At 50.7% G+C, this 15,750-nt stretch carries 10 protein-coding genes; 1 reads left to right on the forward strand and 9 read right to left on the reverse strand.

The genetic code is table 11. The features are described from left to right. Positions 1-66: 66 nt before the first annotated feature. From LG371_RS04145 to LG371_RS04160, 4 genes are all read right to left on the reverse strand, one after another. A complete protein-coding gene (locus LG371_RS04145) occupies positions 67-1,626 on the reverse strand; it encodes a surface lipoprotein assembly modifier (protein WP_225747801.1) in 1,560 nt (519 codons plus the stop codon). Between the two features lie 91 nt (positions 1,627-1,717). Continuing rightward, positions 1,718-2,701, reverse strand: coding sequence for a Slam-dependent surface lipoprotein (locus LG371_RS04150; protein ID WP_225747802.1), 984 nt, complete (start codon positions 2,699-2,701; stop codon positions 1,718-1,720). A 215-nt stretch (positions 2,702-2,916) separates the two neighbouring features. Further along, positions 2,917-6,288 carry a TonB-dependent receptor domain-containing protein gene (locus LG371_RS04155; RefSeq protein ID WP_370632663.1) on the reverse strand — a complete coding sequence of 1,124 codons (3,372 nt, stop codon included), beginning with the start codon at positions 6,286-6,288 and terminating at the stop codon, positions 2,917-2,919. Between the two features lie 405 nt (positions 6,289-6,693). Next, the gene (locus tag LG371_RS04160) at positions 6,694-6,876 is read right to left on the reverse strand and encodes a hypothetical protein (protein WP_225747804.1); all 183 of its coding nucleotides are present in this window, start codon (positions 6,874-6,876) and stop codon (positions 6,694-6,696) included. 197 nt (positions 6,877-7,073) lie between these two features. Here LG371_RS04160 and LG371_RS04165 point away from each other — a divergent pair, with 197 nt between their 5' ends. After that, complete coding sequence (locus LG371_RS04165; RefSeq protein ID WP_049258613.1) at positions 7,074-7,772, forward strand: recombinase family protein; 699 nt, start codon at positions 7,074-7,076, stop codon at positions 7,770-7,772. Positions 7,773-7,842: 70 nt separating this feature from the next. Here the strand turns inward: LG371_RS04165 and LG371_RS04170 are convergent, their stop codons facing one another. From LG371_RS04170 to LG371_RS04190, 5 genes are all read right to left on the reverse strand, one after another. After that, on the reverse strand, positions 7,843-8,208 hold the full coding sequence (locus tag LG371_RS04170; RefSeq protein WP_225747805.1) for a hypothetical protein: 366 nt from the start codon (positions 8,206-8,208) through the stop codon (positions 7,843-7,845). Between the two features lie 41 nt (positions 8,209-8,249). After that, the gene (locus LG371_RS04175) at positions 8,250-9,191 is read right to left on the reverse strand and encodes a tyrosine-type recombinase/integrase (protein ID WP_197903082.1); all 942 of its coding nucleotides are present in this window, start codon (positions 9,189-9,191) and stop codon (positions 8,250-8,252) included. A gap of 64 nt (positions 9,192-9,255) precedes the next feature. Further along, on the reverse strand, positions 9,256-9,966 hold the full coding sequence (locus LG371_RS04180) for a lytic transglycosylase domain-containing protein (protein ID WP_225747806.1): 711 nt from the start codon (positions 9,964-9,966) through the stop codon (positions 9,256-9,258). 839 nt (positions 9,967-10,805) lie between these two features. Continuing rightward, positions 10,806-11,135 carry a lysozyme inhibitor LprI family protein gene (locus LG371_RS04185; RefSeq protein WP_197903085.1) on the reverse strand — a complete coding sequence of 110 codons (330 nt, stop codon included), beginning with the start codon at positions 11,133-11,135 and terminating at the stop codon, positions 10,806-10,808. A 10-nt stretch (positions 11,136-11,145) separates the two neighbouring features. Further along, positions 11,146-15,732, reverse strand: coding sequence for a conjugal transfer protein TraG N-terminal domain-containing protein (locus LG371_RS04190; RefSeq protein WP_225747807.1), 4,587 nt, complete (start codon positions 15,730-15,732; stop codon positions 11,146-11,148). Positions 15,733-15,750 lie beyond the last annotated feature (18 nt).

Here is a 15,750-nt window from a genome sequence, read left to right on the forward strand (position 1 = left end):
AAGGCAGCCGTCTGTATTACCATCAATGGGTTTCCCAATAACGGATTTTAGTAATACAAAGAACCATTAAAACCGATAACGCAGGTTCACGAGCACTTCGTTTTGCCGATAGCGGTAGTAGTCAGCATTGCTGCGGTTTACGGTGTGCTTGAAGCGCAGCTCGGGGTAAATGCCGTGCCACTGCCAGCGCGGGAAGCCCAGCGCGGCAACGGCGGTGTATTGTTTGTCTTGGCGCCGCTCGCCGTTGCTTATGAAGCCGGCCGCATCATAGCGGCTGCGGCGGTGCATCAGCAACAGGTTGGCATAGGCGGTTTGGCCGAACATTTTGTAGAGCCCGAGGCGGACGGCGTATTCGCGGCTGGAAGCTGCTTCTTCGGCATAAGCCTTGCGGACGGCGTCCAGATTGGCAAACAGCCCCCAGCTTGGACCGGCAGCCCATTCGGCGCCGAGGCCGGCTTCGTATTGGCTGTAGTCATCGAAATAGCGGCGGTTTTGCCCGCTGTAATGATGGCGTTTGGCACCGCCGCGCAGGCTGGTCCGCCAGCGCGGGGAAAGGGTATGCGTCCATTCGGCATCGATGCCCCAGGCACGGTAATGGGTGTGCCGGTTGCGGAAGTCGTGTTCGAAATAAGGCAGCAGGGCGAAGTGGTTGCGGATGTCGGCGTAGTCGTAGCCGGCATACAGGGCGGTGGTGTGGTAGCTGTAGTCGGGCGCGATTGTCTGTTGGGGATCTTCGCGCCGGTAGCGTGTGCCGTAGGCCAAGCCGCGCAGGTGGAGGCCGTGGTGGCCGGCGAGCGGGATGGTGCGCAAGGCGGTGGCGCTGTATTGCCACATGGCTGAACCGACAGGTTCGGGCAGCAGGCGTTCGAGCAGGCACATGCCGGCGATTTGCCATACGCACTGCCGGCCGCCGACGGCCTGGTTGATGTTGTCGTTGTGGCCGTAGCCGATGCTGATTTGGCCGTGCCAGGCGCGGCGTTTGGCCAATTCGTTCTGATATTGCCCGACTAAGGCGCGGGTTTCTTCGGGCAGCCCAATGTCTACGGCACGGTGGAACTCGGCGGCGGCTTCGCGGTTTTGGTTGTCTTCGGTATAAACGCGGGCGAGTTCGAGGCTGATGCGGGCGTTACCGGGTTCGGCAGCGGCGGCACGTTTGAGCCGCGCGGCAGCCAGGCGGTAATCGCCCCGGGCGCGCGCCTGCAGGCCGGCGGCCAAGTCAAGTAACGCCGGTTTGTGCTGCGGCAACATCGCGTAGCGGGCGGCGAATTGTTCGGCCTTGTGCCATTGCTGCTGGTTAACGGCGTAATACAGGGCGCTTTCCAGCTCTTCGGCGCTATCGCCCACGGCATAAATTTGACCGCCTATATTGATGTAGCCGCCGTCGTTTTCCACATCGGCATCCTGCCCGCCGAGCCAGCCGCTTTCGCGGTATTGCCGGGTTTGGCGGTTGCCCTCGTCGAGCAGGCGGCGGCGTTCTTCGGCCGGGTCGTCGGCGCGGGCAACGGCGGGCAGCAGCAGGCACAGGGCGAGGAGGAGCGGCTTGTTCATGGGGGCTTTCCGGTGGTTTGTGTTTTCAGGTAGCCTTAGCCTTGTCCAAAAGGGGCTACCTGAAAACGGTTTGAACATTGGTTTGATTGATTGTTTATTCGATTGACGATAGGCGGTCCGAAATACTTCAGAAACCGCCCTTCCCATCTTACAGGTCTAACACACGGGATTATTGTGGCGGGATTTGCTTACCACCGAAGGCAATGTCCCTATCGACACCCGTACGATCCACAATACCGGCCAAGGCTTCCGCGCCGCTGCCGTAGAAGCGGCCGCTGATGTGTTCGTTAGCCTTGCCGTTGTCAAATATGCCGCGAGAATTAATATTGGTGCCGGCAAAGTCAATGCTATCCGAACCGCGCGTCAGATTGCCAATCAAAGAACCTTTACTGCCGCCGTAATTGGCAGTTAATGTGCCTGTGTAGAAGTCGTTCTGACCCGGTGTGTGTTTGTTCACGCCCAACACATTGTATTGTGCATTAACCAAATTCGGCATATTGGTGGTTGGGTTGTCGCCCACATACCAAACGGTGCGTTTGCCGTCCGCCATATTCAGGTCGGTGCTGTTTTGCGGCGGGTTACCGGCGCGCGGCGCCCATTCGCCGAAGAACACGTTGCCGTTCCTACCACCCATTTCAGGCACTTTAGCAATGACCAAACCGCCGAATTTGGGCGCGGCGGGGATTGCCGGGTTGGCCATCTGGCGCACGCTGTACACTTCGGTGTTGTTGTGGCGGTTTTCATACCACACCTGGCCCAGCGTCGGGTTGTAGAACCAGCCGATAACCGGTTTCACATCGCCCAAGCGCAGATACTGTGGATTGTGTGTGCCATCAACATTGGCATAGGGATCATTGCCGTTGATCGGTACCCTGCTATTACCGTGCCTATGTTTGATACCGATATACTTGACCGGGCCGTCATCTAAATTGATAGAGGTAGACCAGCTGTTCCCTCCATTGGTGCTGAATGCCAAACCGGCCTTACCGGCACCGAAAGGTTGCTTGTCAGAGGTGCCGGGGCGAACTGTCGTCGGGTCACTATTTGGATCTTGGCTTTTCCTTTGGCTGGAACCACCAGCCGGATCAGCCGCAGCCACACCAAAAATGCCGCACAGCAAGACGGCCAACAGGGTTTTATTACGTATAGACATAATCGTTTCCTTAATTAAGAGTTAAACAAAAGCCACCGTTTTATTGCCGCCGAACCGGCGGAAAAAACGGTAAAAACCATTGCCCCGGATAAACGGGGCCGGTTGGGTTTGCGTGTCCGGTGTGTTCAATTATTTGTTGTTATGCTCAATCCGTTTTCAGGTAGCCTTCCCGCCATACCTGCAGGCTACCTGAAAACCCCCACTCCTCCCTGCGACTAGAACTTGGCAGTCAGCCCAAAGGTAACCGTCCGACCCGGCCCGGGGGCGGCAACGTTGGACATCGGGTCGAGATAGTAGCGGTTGGTCAGGTTGGTGATACTGAAGTTGACATTGAGGTTTTTGTGCAGCTGGTAACGGCCATACACGTCCCAAGTCAGGGAAGGGCGCCAATGGTGGGGCTTGCCGGTGGTATCGAAGATGATGCCCAAATTCTTTTGCAGCAGTTGGTCGTATTGCTTGGTGTTGACCCGGCTGTGGTAGATGCCGCGCAGGCCGAGCTCCAGTTTCTCGCCCAACAGGCGCACCCCAGCATCCAGGTTTATTGAATATTTCGGCTGCAAGGCCTGATAGCCGCGCGTACTGCCGTAGCCGCCTTCGATGCAGATCGGCACGCCTTTGGCGCCATAAGGGTCGTAATCGAAAGCGGTATCGCGGTCACACATCTGCTGTTTCAGGCGGTAGGTGGCACCGAGCGCGGCAAAGAAGCGGCCGGTGTCGATGCGGCTCTGCCATTCCAGCCCGGCGGTGTCCTTGCGGTCGTACTGCACGGTGCGGAAATAATCTGTGGTTTCGATCACATTTTGGATACGGTTGCGGTAGTAGGTCAGGCGCATATCGCCGGCACGCAGCCGGCTCCAATACGGGGCAAAATTGAAGCTGTAGCCGATTTCCCAGCTGCGGCTGCGTTCCGGCTTGAAGCGGAAAATTGGGGCCTTCGGCATACCGACATAGGCCACGTCGTTATAAAAACTACCCACCTCATACACGCTGGGGAAGCGGGTCATCTGCGCATAGCGTACGAACAGGCGGCTGTTGTCGGTCAGGTCGTAGCTGACGGCGATGGTCGGCGCCCAGGCATGGGCACGGATCGGTTTGGGCTGCGCCCAATACTGTTCCTCGGTATAGTGCCGACCGATGATTTTGGGACCGAGACCGGTATCATCACCGTGCTCGGGATAGCCGACTTGAAAATTGGTTGCTTTTCCCGCTAGGTTATGAGCAAGGCAAGAGGTCGCATCACTTCTTATACAGCCCATAGGATTCCCCACGCCTGCCCAATATCGATAATGCGTCCCGTGCAGCCCCTGCGGATTGGTCACTTTTTCCTGATAATTGCTGACGAAATCATGAAAATGCTGGGGCAATGCGCCGCTGTCCAGCTTGCCGTTGACAAACGGCACATAAACGGGGCGCACCCGATAGAGCGGTTGGTTCTGTGCCTCGTTAACCCCGCCGAACCGTCCGTCAGAATAGGCACGGCCATCGTTGCCGATATACACATAACCATCGGTACGATACGGGCCGTTATAGTATTTCGGCAAATGGTAACGGGCACCGTGCGCCTGTTCTGCCTGTTCTGCCGCGGCAATGGCGGCAGCATCGCCTGACTGATACGCCTGCCGAAGCTGTTCGGCCACCACATTCCAGTCACGCCGCTCCTGATCGCCTGCCAGTTCGAAATACGGCAGATAGGCACCATCGGCATAAGACTGGTTTCCATCGCCTGCCTGATAGCGCGGGTCACGGCGGGCACGCCCTTCCGCCAAGGCGGTATCGAAGCCCCGGAAGTTGTGGTAGCGGATGCCGGCGGAGATTTTCAGGCGGTCGGTGGCCTGCCAGTCGAACACCAAATTGGTGCCCCATTCGCGCCGCTCGCCGCCCCTGGGCCCGGCCAGCTTGGTCAGGCCGGTTACCATGCCGGCCAGGTTGAACAGGTCTTTTGAATTGACGATTTCCACTTCTTCCGCCAGTTTCTCTTTCTGATAATCGGCGGCCAAAGTCATGCTCAGGCGGTCGCTGAGGCGGAAGCGGTTGCTGATATCGAAACCGGTGCGGCTGACGCGGGTTTTCTGCTCGGCGCCGGAAAGCACGCGGAATCGGCCGTTGTCGTTCGGGGTCATGGCCAACACCTGTTCTTTGGTCAGGCCGTTGACGCCGAAATCATTCATCAGGTCGTTGCAGCTGCTGTAGTTGTCGACGTGCTCGGGCGGTATCCGGCCGCGTTGGGTACACCAATACCAAACGTCGTAGAAGGGATCGGGGTAGGCGGAAGACAAATCCATGCCGCCGCTCTGGTGGCGGGTGCTGTTGGTTTTGATGCGCCACAGGTTGGCCTGCAGGTCGATCCAGCGGCTGCCTTCCGGCTTCCAAGCCCAGCCGAGCTTGTAGGTATCGGTGCGGATAGAGGAATCGATGCTCTGCGCCTGTGGCGACAGTTCTCTGGGGCGGCCGCTGGGATTATGCTCTTCCATATTCATCACATAGGTGGTGTGGAAGGGGTTGATTTCGCCGAAGCGCACGTCGGTGCGCATATATTGCCAGCCGAGCCGATGGCTGCCGGGCAGGTGCCAGTTGTTTTTCAGCAGCAGGGTTTTGGTTTCGGTGTTGCTGTTGAGCACTTCCACCCCGGGGTGGTAGATGCGCGCCATATTGGGTACGAAGGTGGCGGAGTTTTTGCAGTTGAAGTCGCTGCCGCCTTGGTCGTAGCAGCGTTGCAGGTCGTATACCGGGTTATTCAGGTAGCCTTCCGCCCCCTTGGTGCCGGCAAAGTAGTTGCCTTTGTTGCGGTAGCTGTAGGCGGCCAGGCCGTCTGAAAGTTCGGTTTTGAAGGCGGCGGCGGCCATATAGCTGCGGTCGCCGCCGAAGCGCCAGTTGTCGCGGCCGCTTTTGTGTGCGGGCGGGGTAAAGTTGTCTACCACCAACGCCTGCGGGCTTTGCTGGCCGGTGAGCGGGTCGACGCCGCCGCCCGCGCCGTCGGCGGTGGCACCGAGCGGCAGGGTGCGGTAGTCTTCCCAGCCCAGCCATTGGTTGAGGTTGTTGGCCGGGCGGCGGCTGTTGTTGGCAAACTCGGTTTTCAGCTGGAAGCCGAATTTCTGCCCTTCCGGCACGATGTCGTCGGCTTCGATGGTGCGGATGGTGACCGCGCCGCCGACGCCGGATTTCACGCCGCGTGTGAGGGCGGGGCTTTTTTCTACAGCGATGCTGCGGAACAGGGCGGGATCAAGATAGTTGCGGTCGCCCACGCCGTAGTTGTTCATCCATACGTCTATGGTTTGCTCTGTACCATCCACGGTAACGGGGATGCGGCCTTTGCCGGTGATGCCGCGGATATTGGGCGTAATCGCGCCGCCGGCGGTACGGGTGTTCATGTTGTATACGCCGTTGAGGCCTTTGAGCACGTCGCCGGCAGCGTTGACTTGGAAACGCTCGAGATATTCGCGCCCCACGTAAACATTGGACACGTTTTTGCGGTATACGTCGTCGGCGCCGCGCTGATCGGGTCGTCGGCCTTTGATTTCGATGGTTTCCAGTTCGGCGGAGGCAGGCTCCCTGCCGTTGGCGGCGAGGGTGTCGGCGGCGGCCTGCATGTGGGCAAAGGCACCGGTCAGCAGCACGACCAATAGCTTGGGGCAAAAAGATTGGGTTGTCATATGAGGGAAGAGATAGAGGGATGAGAAATGGAAGAAAGATTAAATCCCCTATTGTTTATAGGGATATAGCCGAAGTGATACGGTGTATGGATAATAATAGAAGTAAGAATTATTTTCAATAAAAGCTAAGGCTATGGCGCTACCCGCTAGTTGCTGCCGCGATTGCTCAAATGGCTGGACGGGAGCAGTCTCTATTCTTGATGCCGGTGCATACTGGCCGGTGGAAGACGGCTGCCTTGAGGGCAGCCACTTTATTTGGCACACTGAAACAGATTCGGCAGCCATTCTCAGGCTGCCGAATCTCCAGTCTTTCTTTCTACTCCGTATCCCGCCAAATGACGTTCAGCATGATTTCTGACGCTCCGCACGGCGTTGGTGCAACTTCCCCAGCACCTCGTCATGCGTATGGTAGGTTTCACATTTCAGTCCTTCTTCAACCTTTTTGCGAAACCAAGCGCCGTAATCGTCGGCTTGCTGTCGGGTGTCAAACTCGGAAATGCGGTAGTTCAGTATGGCGGTATTCATGGGTTGTCCTTTGACTATGCTGCACCTTCTTAAAGAGGCCGGTATTCAGAACTATATTTTTCATTCTAGCATACTCGCCAGCAACGAAGCCTACCCGTGTCTGATTTCTGCTACTTTTTAGGTATACTCAAAAAGAATATTGAAAAGAACAGTTCTTTTTGTATTGCATCCGTACTTAAAAAGTAGTAGCATAAATTATGGACTTAAAAAACACAGGCATTAGCAAGACAGCCCGAATCTATTTCCGGGTTTCAACCGACGAGCAAAATTTAGAACGTCAGCATCAGTTGATCGAGCGAGCAAAGGCACAAGGATTTTATATTGCCGGTATTTACTCAGAAAAAGCATCTGGCGTTAATCCTGATCGCTCAGAACTGCGCCGCTTGATTAACGATCTGCAAACCGGTGACTGGGTAATCGCTGAAAGTATCGACCGCATTACCAGATTGCCACCTGCAGAGGCAGAACGGCTGATTGATGAGATCACTGCCAAGGGGGCAAAAATCCAAGTTCCGGAAATTTTCGATTTTGAAGAACTGGGTGTTTTCTTTGAACAAGATGGCTCACTACCTGGCTATTTGTTACAACCCCTATTGGCCGCTCTGCAAAAGATGTTCCTACGTATTGCATTAAATATGTCGCACCAGGACTGGGCTGTGCGCAAACGGCGGCAGAAAGAGGGAATAGCCTTAGCCAAACGGCGCGGTGGTTATCGGGGACGACAACCTGACAAGTCGCTACATGAGAAAATCATTAAACTGCGCCTACAGGGATTCAGTATTACTCAAACTGCGCAGACACTTGGCTGCAGCGTATCCACAGTAAACCGGGTCAGCCGGCAACACAAGAAAAGAATGGGTACGCTTGATGAAAACCAGCCTGGTATTTTCAGGTAGCCTGTCACAAATTTAAATTAAAGGCAGACAGAATAAGGTCTCTGCCTGCCTTGTTTGAACGTAGAGTTGATTATGGTCGCTCTGCAACATCCTTGCTCGGACGGAAACATAACGCTTGGCGTGTCCGATCACAGTTTTTTGAAGTAAAGACATAACGCTGGCTGGAGTACCTCGGATAATCAGGGTTACGTCGAATGTAACCCCACTCTAACATCTGTTGATGGGTTACGCCGTGTGGATCACAGGTATTGCAATGTGGGCCGGCATTGGGGAAAACACGATCTGTTTGACGGTTGAGGTTCTGTACACCTTTATCAACTCGAGTGGCAACCGCGTTGAGCGGGTTATCCGACCAGTTGATACTGCCGTCTGGATTGGTAGAACAGGCTGTCAGTAGTGCCAAAAAAAAGATAGATACCGTGTACTTCAGTTTCATGGGCGCGCCTCCTTAAGTGCGGATAAACAATAATGCAGTGATTATCTGTTTAAATGTTGATAAAACGTTGCCTTAACGAAATCATTATCCAAATGAGTATACATTTGCGTGGTGGCCACACTACTATGGCCAAGCAGGATTTGCACAAAACGCAAATCATGTGTCTGCCGGATAAAATGAGTAGCACAAGAATGCCTGAGCATATGCGGAGTTAGCCGAAGCTTATCTACTAATAACTCGTTTGCCAAGTTATGCAAATGCAGTCGGACGGTACTATTCGTAATCTTATTGCCATAACGATTTGTAAATAAATAGTTTACTTTGACCTTGACCAGAGAATTACTGCGCGATTGCAAATACTCTTTGATTCGTTGAATAACACAGTCCGTAATTGGTACCAGTCTTGTTTTATTACCCTTACCAGTCACTTTAACTTGTTTTTGGCTGAAATAAAGATCGGATAAAGTTAGAGAAGTTACCTCAGAAACCCGCAATCCGGAATAAGCCATTAATTCAAACATACAGATATTACGCAAGTACATCCATTGAGACTGTCGACGTATAGGAGGGGTGTCGAGAATCTTGTCCAGTATTGGCATGTCTACTGCTTTAGGCAGCGTTTCCGGTAGTTTCGGTAAGTCAAACTTGAACCGATCATAAGAAATATTCAAAACATCGGTCTTGACCAGGTATCGGATCCAACTGCGCCAAGCGCAGATATAACGTCGGATGGTGTGTGCACTTAAGTCAGGGTTGTTGCTTTGTTTAATGACGACCGTTTTCAACAAAGCAGACTCAGTACAGATTTCCGGAAAATTAGAGAAAGTTTTGCTGTCCGGCCATGCTTCTAATAATGCAGCAAACTGCCTCAGGTTATTTCGATACCCTTCAATTGTCCCATCTGCCATACACCTAGTCTGGCAATAGTCTAGGAACGATTCAAGATGCTGATGCAGTTGGGCAGATATTTCAGACTTTAACATATTGGCTTCCTTGTAATAATTAAAGAAAGTGGCAGATATTTACCAATATGCAGTCTAAGTAGTTTCAGTAGATATTGCTGGTATGTGACTGATATACGCTGCTACCTGTCTCAGACTTGGTTTGGCTGTACCGTGGTTTTCCAACCTGTGCAACATGGAGATTAGCTGAGGCATGGGGGATTACATGATTTGCAGCTGAAGAAGCAGCCTTTCGTTTGAACTCCACGTACAACGCGGTAACATTACGGACATAGTGCTGTGTCTCAGCAATCCTAGGTACGCGATTTCCTGCCCGACTTACCCTGCGAGGACCGGCGTTGTAGGCAGCAAGAGCTAGGTCTAACCGACCAAATTGATTATACATTTGACGCAGGTAACGCGCTCCGGTGCGGATAGAGACTTCCGGAATAAACAGGCTCGATGGATGAACGTGCATCCCTAAAGCAGTTGTCGGCATGACTTGGGTTAGCCCACTAGCTTGGGCAGGAGATACCGCCTGATGGTTATACCTGCTTTCGTAAGCGATCAGGGCTTTTAATAACTCCGGTTCTACACCTTCCTGTCTGGCAATGCGTTCAATGGCTGGAGCGTGCTGCCAATAATTCGCAATCATACGTCGGCAGTCTGGCGTGTTTGAAAAACCTTTCAGGCAATTTGAAACTCCATCCGATAAGGCAGGATAGCTAATAAAAAGTAATAGTAGAGCGAACCAAATGTAGCTTGGCTTTGTGAACAAAAAAGGATTTTTAAATGTTTGATCAGAATAATTCTTCATCTTTTAATCATAGCTCGTTAGATATGAATCGGCATACCAGTCAGAGCTTTTCTCACGAGTCTCATAATATTTGGTACCATACAAATGCCAACCCATTTAGAAACGTCGATATTGCTAACTCTAGCTACTCCAACCTACCTCGTCGGGGAATAATAAAGTCCTTTGGTGGCCAACCACAAAGAATAGGACTGGAAGAGATTATAGATACCCTAGGCAATAATAAATGGTTGCGATATGCACTATTATCAGCGCTTGCATTGGCGTTGATATCATCATATTTTTAATATTGCTTAACTAACTAAATTTAATAATATTAATAGATTCAAAAAATGGGTGCCAAATGTTAAAGCGAAAATTTAAGTATTTATCTAGCACTATTGTGATTGCATTATGTGTTGTTCCGTTGTGTGTAGTAGCCAAAAGTATTTCGGATGGCACAAAACAATCTGAGCGTGGAGACTTGGTCATCGACCACGTTGCCTGCACTCTGGAGGATGGAAGATACTTACTCGTACATCCTATCCCTAATAATTATTCAAGATATTCTTGGCAAGCAGATATTGGGCAAGGGGAATCTATGATTAAGCTGCGCAGGGGTTCGTATGATTATGTAGAGGATGGCAATGTCAAAATGGACTATCTATTCACGCAAGGCGGATTAAAATACCAGATCCACTTCGATTATGATAGCTTTTGTGAGAACCGTAGTAAAGGATATATTATTATCAGAAATAGAAATAGAATAATTTCCCGCATTCACTGCAAAACAACCCCAAAGTTTTGGGTTGAATAGATTATTTAGTTAAACCCGAATATCTTTCTCGATATTCGGGTTTATTTTATCTGTAATTATTTAAAATTTCCTGCATTTCCTTAGCTCTACGTGCATTCATATTTGTAAGGCATTCTATTTGCCCAGTAACATTTCTTCCATAATATCGGCAATTAGCATCTCTATAATCAATCCACTTTCTCTGAACAGCATCAAATCCTTGAACCTCAGCAACCGGCATACTCTGTCGCATTTGCTGGTATATACGGTTCATCTGTATTTTTGTTTGATTGTAAGCATTTTCTAATTGCCGCAGTTGTTCATTAGGGCCAACGCTTGGACCAGCGAAAGCACTAAGCGGAGTGAGTAATAGTAAAAAGTAAACTTTTTTGCTCATAGATCCTCCTTTAAAGGAAATATTTTCTGCGATGCTGTTTGAATTCAGGCGCTTCAACCATCTCGCCTTTTTCAATCACGTTATTTCTATTGGTATCCCATACAGAATTCAATTCGTATGCTGCTGATCCTTTCCTATACCCATATCCAGATACGGCAGTATAAAGATCGGCAATATTAGTTGGTTTATTTGCTCTAAATCCACGATCTTTGAAATAGTTTTCAACAAAGCCCATCTGTCTCTCAAATGATAGAGCGCCGAACTGATCCCGTGTCATGCCAAAATATAGCCCATCTTTTCTTCCATCTGTATATTCCATAAACTGGATCAGGCCTGTTGCAGATGAATGAGGGTTCTTTATGCTCGGACTGAATGTTCCTACTGTTTCAAAAGAAATAACAGCAGCCAAATCATTAGGGTTTGCCCCTATATTCCTAGCCACTCGTTCAATTATTGCAGCTTTTTCAGGTGTAAATCCCCTGATATTGGTTGCATATGAGTGTTGTGAACTTGGATTAGCTGGGTGATCTAACGGTACAGTCGTATTAGATAAACCTTTAAATCGAGCTACTACAGGCGTAATTCTGCCTGACGCTATGGCATCCTCATATGTTTTCCCTGGCGCTCCCCATTTACGCTCCTGTTCGAAATCAGAAACCCATTTTCCAGTATGTGCATTATAAATGGCTACGTGACCAGGAGCATTAGGGTTCCTTGGGTTAACAAGGGAAATTACATCGCCATGTTGGAATTGCATATTCCGATCAAAAGGAACACGTTCATATTGACTGGTAGAAAGCAATCTAGCTGCAACATTTTTCCCATCCCCCAATCCTGTGCCCTTGCCGAATGGGTTCATACCACTATCATCCAGTATCATGCGTACATTCAATGCACAATCCCCATCACCAAATCTCTTATGCCCCTGCCACTCTTTTGTCATATGGCCATTTGCATATTCTCTAAAGGTAAATCCGTGGTCATGCCGGTTTTGGAATGCGGCATCAAGTTTGGCATAAGTGGCATTGGATTGGCTGTTATGTTTTTCTGGTTCCACTCTATTGTCTAATGCGGAAGTGTTCTTATGCAATCTACCGTGCGCTGAAGCATGCTGATTAGCGGGGGAATGTTCTGTCCCGGTAGGCTCATGTGATCTTGATGTTGTTGCCTGCGAAGAGTCTGCTTGAGGCGTTAGCTTATGTCCGATAACCTCCTCAATTGGTTTACCATCAATTGTCTTCGTTGCATCGGACATATTGAATCCTTCCATCATTCTTCTATTGGCAGCCACTTGGTTGATTTTTTCATTCAACTCAGGATCAAGGGTAGCTGCCGGCATCCCGTCTTTACTATCCTGGGTGCTACCGAACATATCCCGCAAAACCCTACCACCACCTAATGATGCTGCATCTAATGCGCTGACTGCATAGCCAAACGTGGCACCAACGTAATCTCCTTGTTCCAGCTGTTCTCCTGCGCTATGCCATGCACTCCATGCGCCTGTCTGGGAGTAATCCAAGAACTTCTGTACAGGACCTCGTTCACTGAGCTCCTTCGCAACATTATTGTTAAATTCAGTCATCTCTGCCATTTTGGCACGGTTATAGGCCAAAATTTTCTGTCTATCCTCCAATGACAGATTATTTTGCTCCTTGCCATCACTATTATGGCGTGTTGCGAATGCTGATTCGGTACGGCCATGCGGATTGGCTTCCTCCAGCACTTCCTTGTTGCCCAGCGGTGCAGCAAACTTGCCAACACCTTCTGCTCGGTCAGCAGATATCTGAGCATCAATGGCCTCTTGGTTACTACTGTGCAACTTATTTGCATTTGTATGTACAGCCAATGCCCCTGCAGATAGATTGTGATAGGCCTGGGCATGAGCTGATGGATTAGCAGATGTCATACCGTGGATGGCAGCAAGAGCAGCCGCTTGTTCGTTACTTGATCCAGTGTACAGACGGGTTAGTGTGTTGAAGTATTCGCTATTATTGCCAATAGCATTTTGCAATGCAGCCCCAGCAGCCCTATCATATTTAGCTGCTTCGGTCGCACCTGCGGACAAGCGATTTTGTGTAACAGCTGCACTAGTGGGCTCAAGCAACGAGTCAAATGCAGTGCGATTGATACTACTACTGAACCCATGGCTAGTGGTGCTACTGGTTGCATGTTCGATACTGCGCATTTCTTCCCTAGCATCAGACAAGCCTTGTTGAACAGAGTGACTAATCTGATGAGAGTCAAGCTTACCAAATGCAGTCTGAATACCCTCAGTATCATCTAATCTAGTACCAACTTTCATATCGTGGCTTTGACCATTGCTGTCGGTATAGGTAACTGTATCTTTAACCTCTCCACCAACACCGGCAGTAATGATTTTCCCGCCTGAGGCGCCCACTACAAACGACTCTCCAGATTGGACAGCATGATCTCCCTGACGGGCAATACGTGCAATATCTTCACCACTCTCTGTTTTTGCATACACAATACCAGTAGTTTTTACTACTCCATCACTATCAATTTCCGCCAATGTACGGCTTTCTGTTGCGCCTTCCATCATCTGTATCTTAGACGAGACTGCATGACGGGCACTTTCGATAGAGTCTTGACTGGTCTGCAAGTTAATAGAGCCAGGATTAGAGGCATCTGCATTATGAACAAGGTTCTGACTAAAATTATCCGTAGTCAGCACCCCGCCAGCAGAACTGTTGGCAATCATTCGAGCAGTACCTATAACTTCCGATTGATCCAATTTTGGTGCAGCCTTATCCTCATCGACAAAGTCTTTGCCAACCATATTGGCGCGCTGTGCCAGTTGCACCAAACCGTAGATAGATGCACTCATCAACGACAGCATGACCAGTGGTACGGATGACATCATGGTGGATGCCGAAGCCAACATATCTTGGGTTCCATCAAAAATGCTGCTGATGACCGTTGGCGAATAAACTCTAGATGGTTCATTAGAGGCAGCAATCGTCAAAATCAAATCACGCATCCGGTTGTTATAGCTTTGCAGCATATAATAGGCAATGGCGCTATTCAGTGGTAGCCAAGAGTTGATCCAAGCTGCGAACATCAGGTAGCCGCCCATAATGCGGATGCCGTTCCAGCCCATAACCAGAATGATGAAAATCATGATTGGGGACATCACAATATAAATGAACATCAAGATGTTCATGCTATGCCCCATGAAATTCTGAAACAAAGATGCCTCACCGGCTGCATCAACGGCGGAACGGTTACGTGCTTCGGTCAACATAAAGGCTTGTCGTGCACAATTGGCATCATTGCTGCCGATACAGCTTTGCACGATGTGTGAGAAAATCATATTGGCTTCGATTTCGGCCACACTGACTGAATTGCCCGCAGTAAATACCTGAGCCAAGGCTGCAGGCTGTACCTGACCTTGTTGGATCTGGCTGCGTACGGTATTAAGGATGGCGGTCGGATCGTTTATCCCCATTGCTGCACCGCTGCGGCTGGTATCCCCGCTGGCGGCTGCAGCCATGGCTGCCGGCAGTTGGTCCAATTCTGATTGAGCGCGCTCATAACGTTTCGCGTCGCTGACACTCCCACCCTTTACGGTGGCCAGGTTTCGATTGTCAATAGCACTGACAGCTGTTTGTGAATAGTTTTTCCCAGGCAAGTTGACTACGTTCTGCACCATCATCAGGGAAATAATCTTGCCGGCATCGGAGCAACCGACTAATCCGATAACAGGAGGATCACCTGCTTTTTCTGCAGGAAGGGCTATTCGTACCATGCCAGTCTGTTTTCCGCGTGCCAACACATTGAAAATTCCCCCTTTATCTGCCTCACCCCAGCGATTCGACCAATTGCAGGTTTGTGAGGCATTAGCCAAATTGGCCAGCAGTAGGGTATTTTCCGGGCCTGAAAACTGATTCCGGAGTCTCAGTACAGTTTTCAGGGGGCTAAAGTAGCCTTCCGCCCCGTGGGTCAGGATGCCGCCTTCCGGAGCAGTAGTGCCGCCGGTCATGGCACTGTCCGGCATAACCTGCATCCCTGTGTCATACTGTTCGGTCAGCCGTTTGGAGACATAGGAAAACATTCCCAAGGGGTAGGCCACCCCAATCGGCACATTGTCCACTTTACGGAAACCAACTGCCCCGCCCGCGGCTCCACCAGTGGCATCATAATAGGATGCTACCCACACCGAAGTTTTGGGGATGAACAACGCCGATACGATGATGATCATTAGGAAGTTGTTGACTGGTTGCATGGTGCGCTTGGTAATAAACTGTACCAGCATCGAGGTCAGCGCCATCAGCGCCCCCAGCTGCAGCAGGCTGATCAGTGGCGAACCCGTGCCCGCACCGTTGAAGAACATAGCAACTGCATCCAGTCCTTTGGCCAAAACATCAATATCGCCCACTACCCATAATGTCGTGATATCTTGATCCGCGCCTGCATCGATGGATGCTGGCAGTGCATCCGCCCAAGCCGGCAGCTGAATCAACAGCATCATTATCAGGGATATGATTTTCCCGATACGGGTGCGGTTGTACAAAAATCGGCCTAATGGAAAGGCGGCTGTATTGAAGGTGGAGCGGATGAAGTGGGGACGGCTGGACATGGCTTTTCCCTTTATCGA

This window comes from Eikenella sp. Marseille-P7795 (assembly GCF_916618725.1).
Lineage (GTDB): Bacteria > Pseudomonadota > Gammaproteobacteria > Burkholderiales > Neisseriaceae > Eikenella > Eikenella longinqua.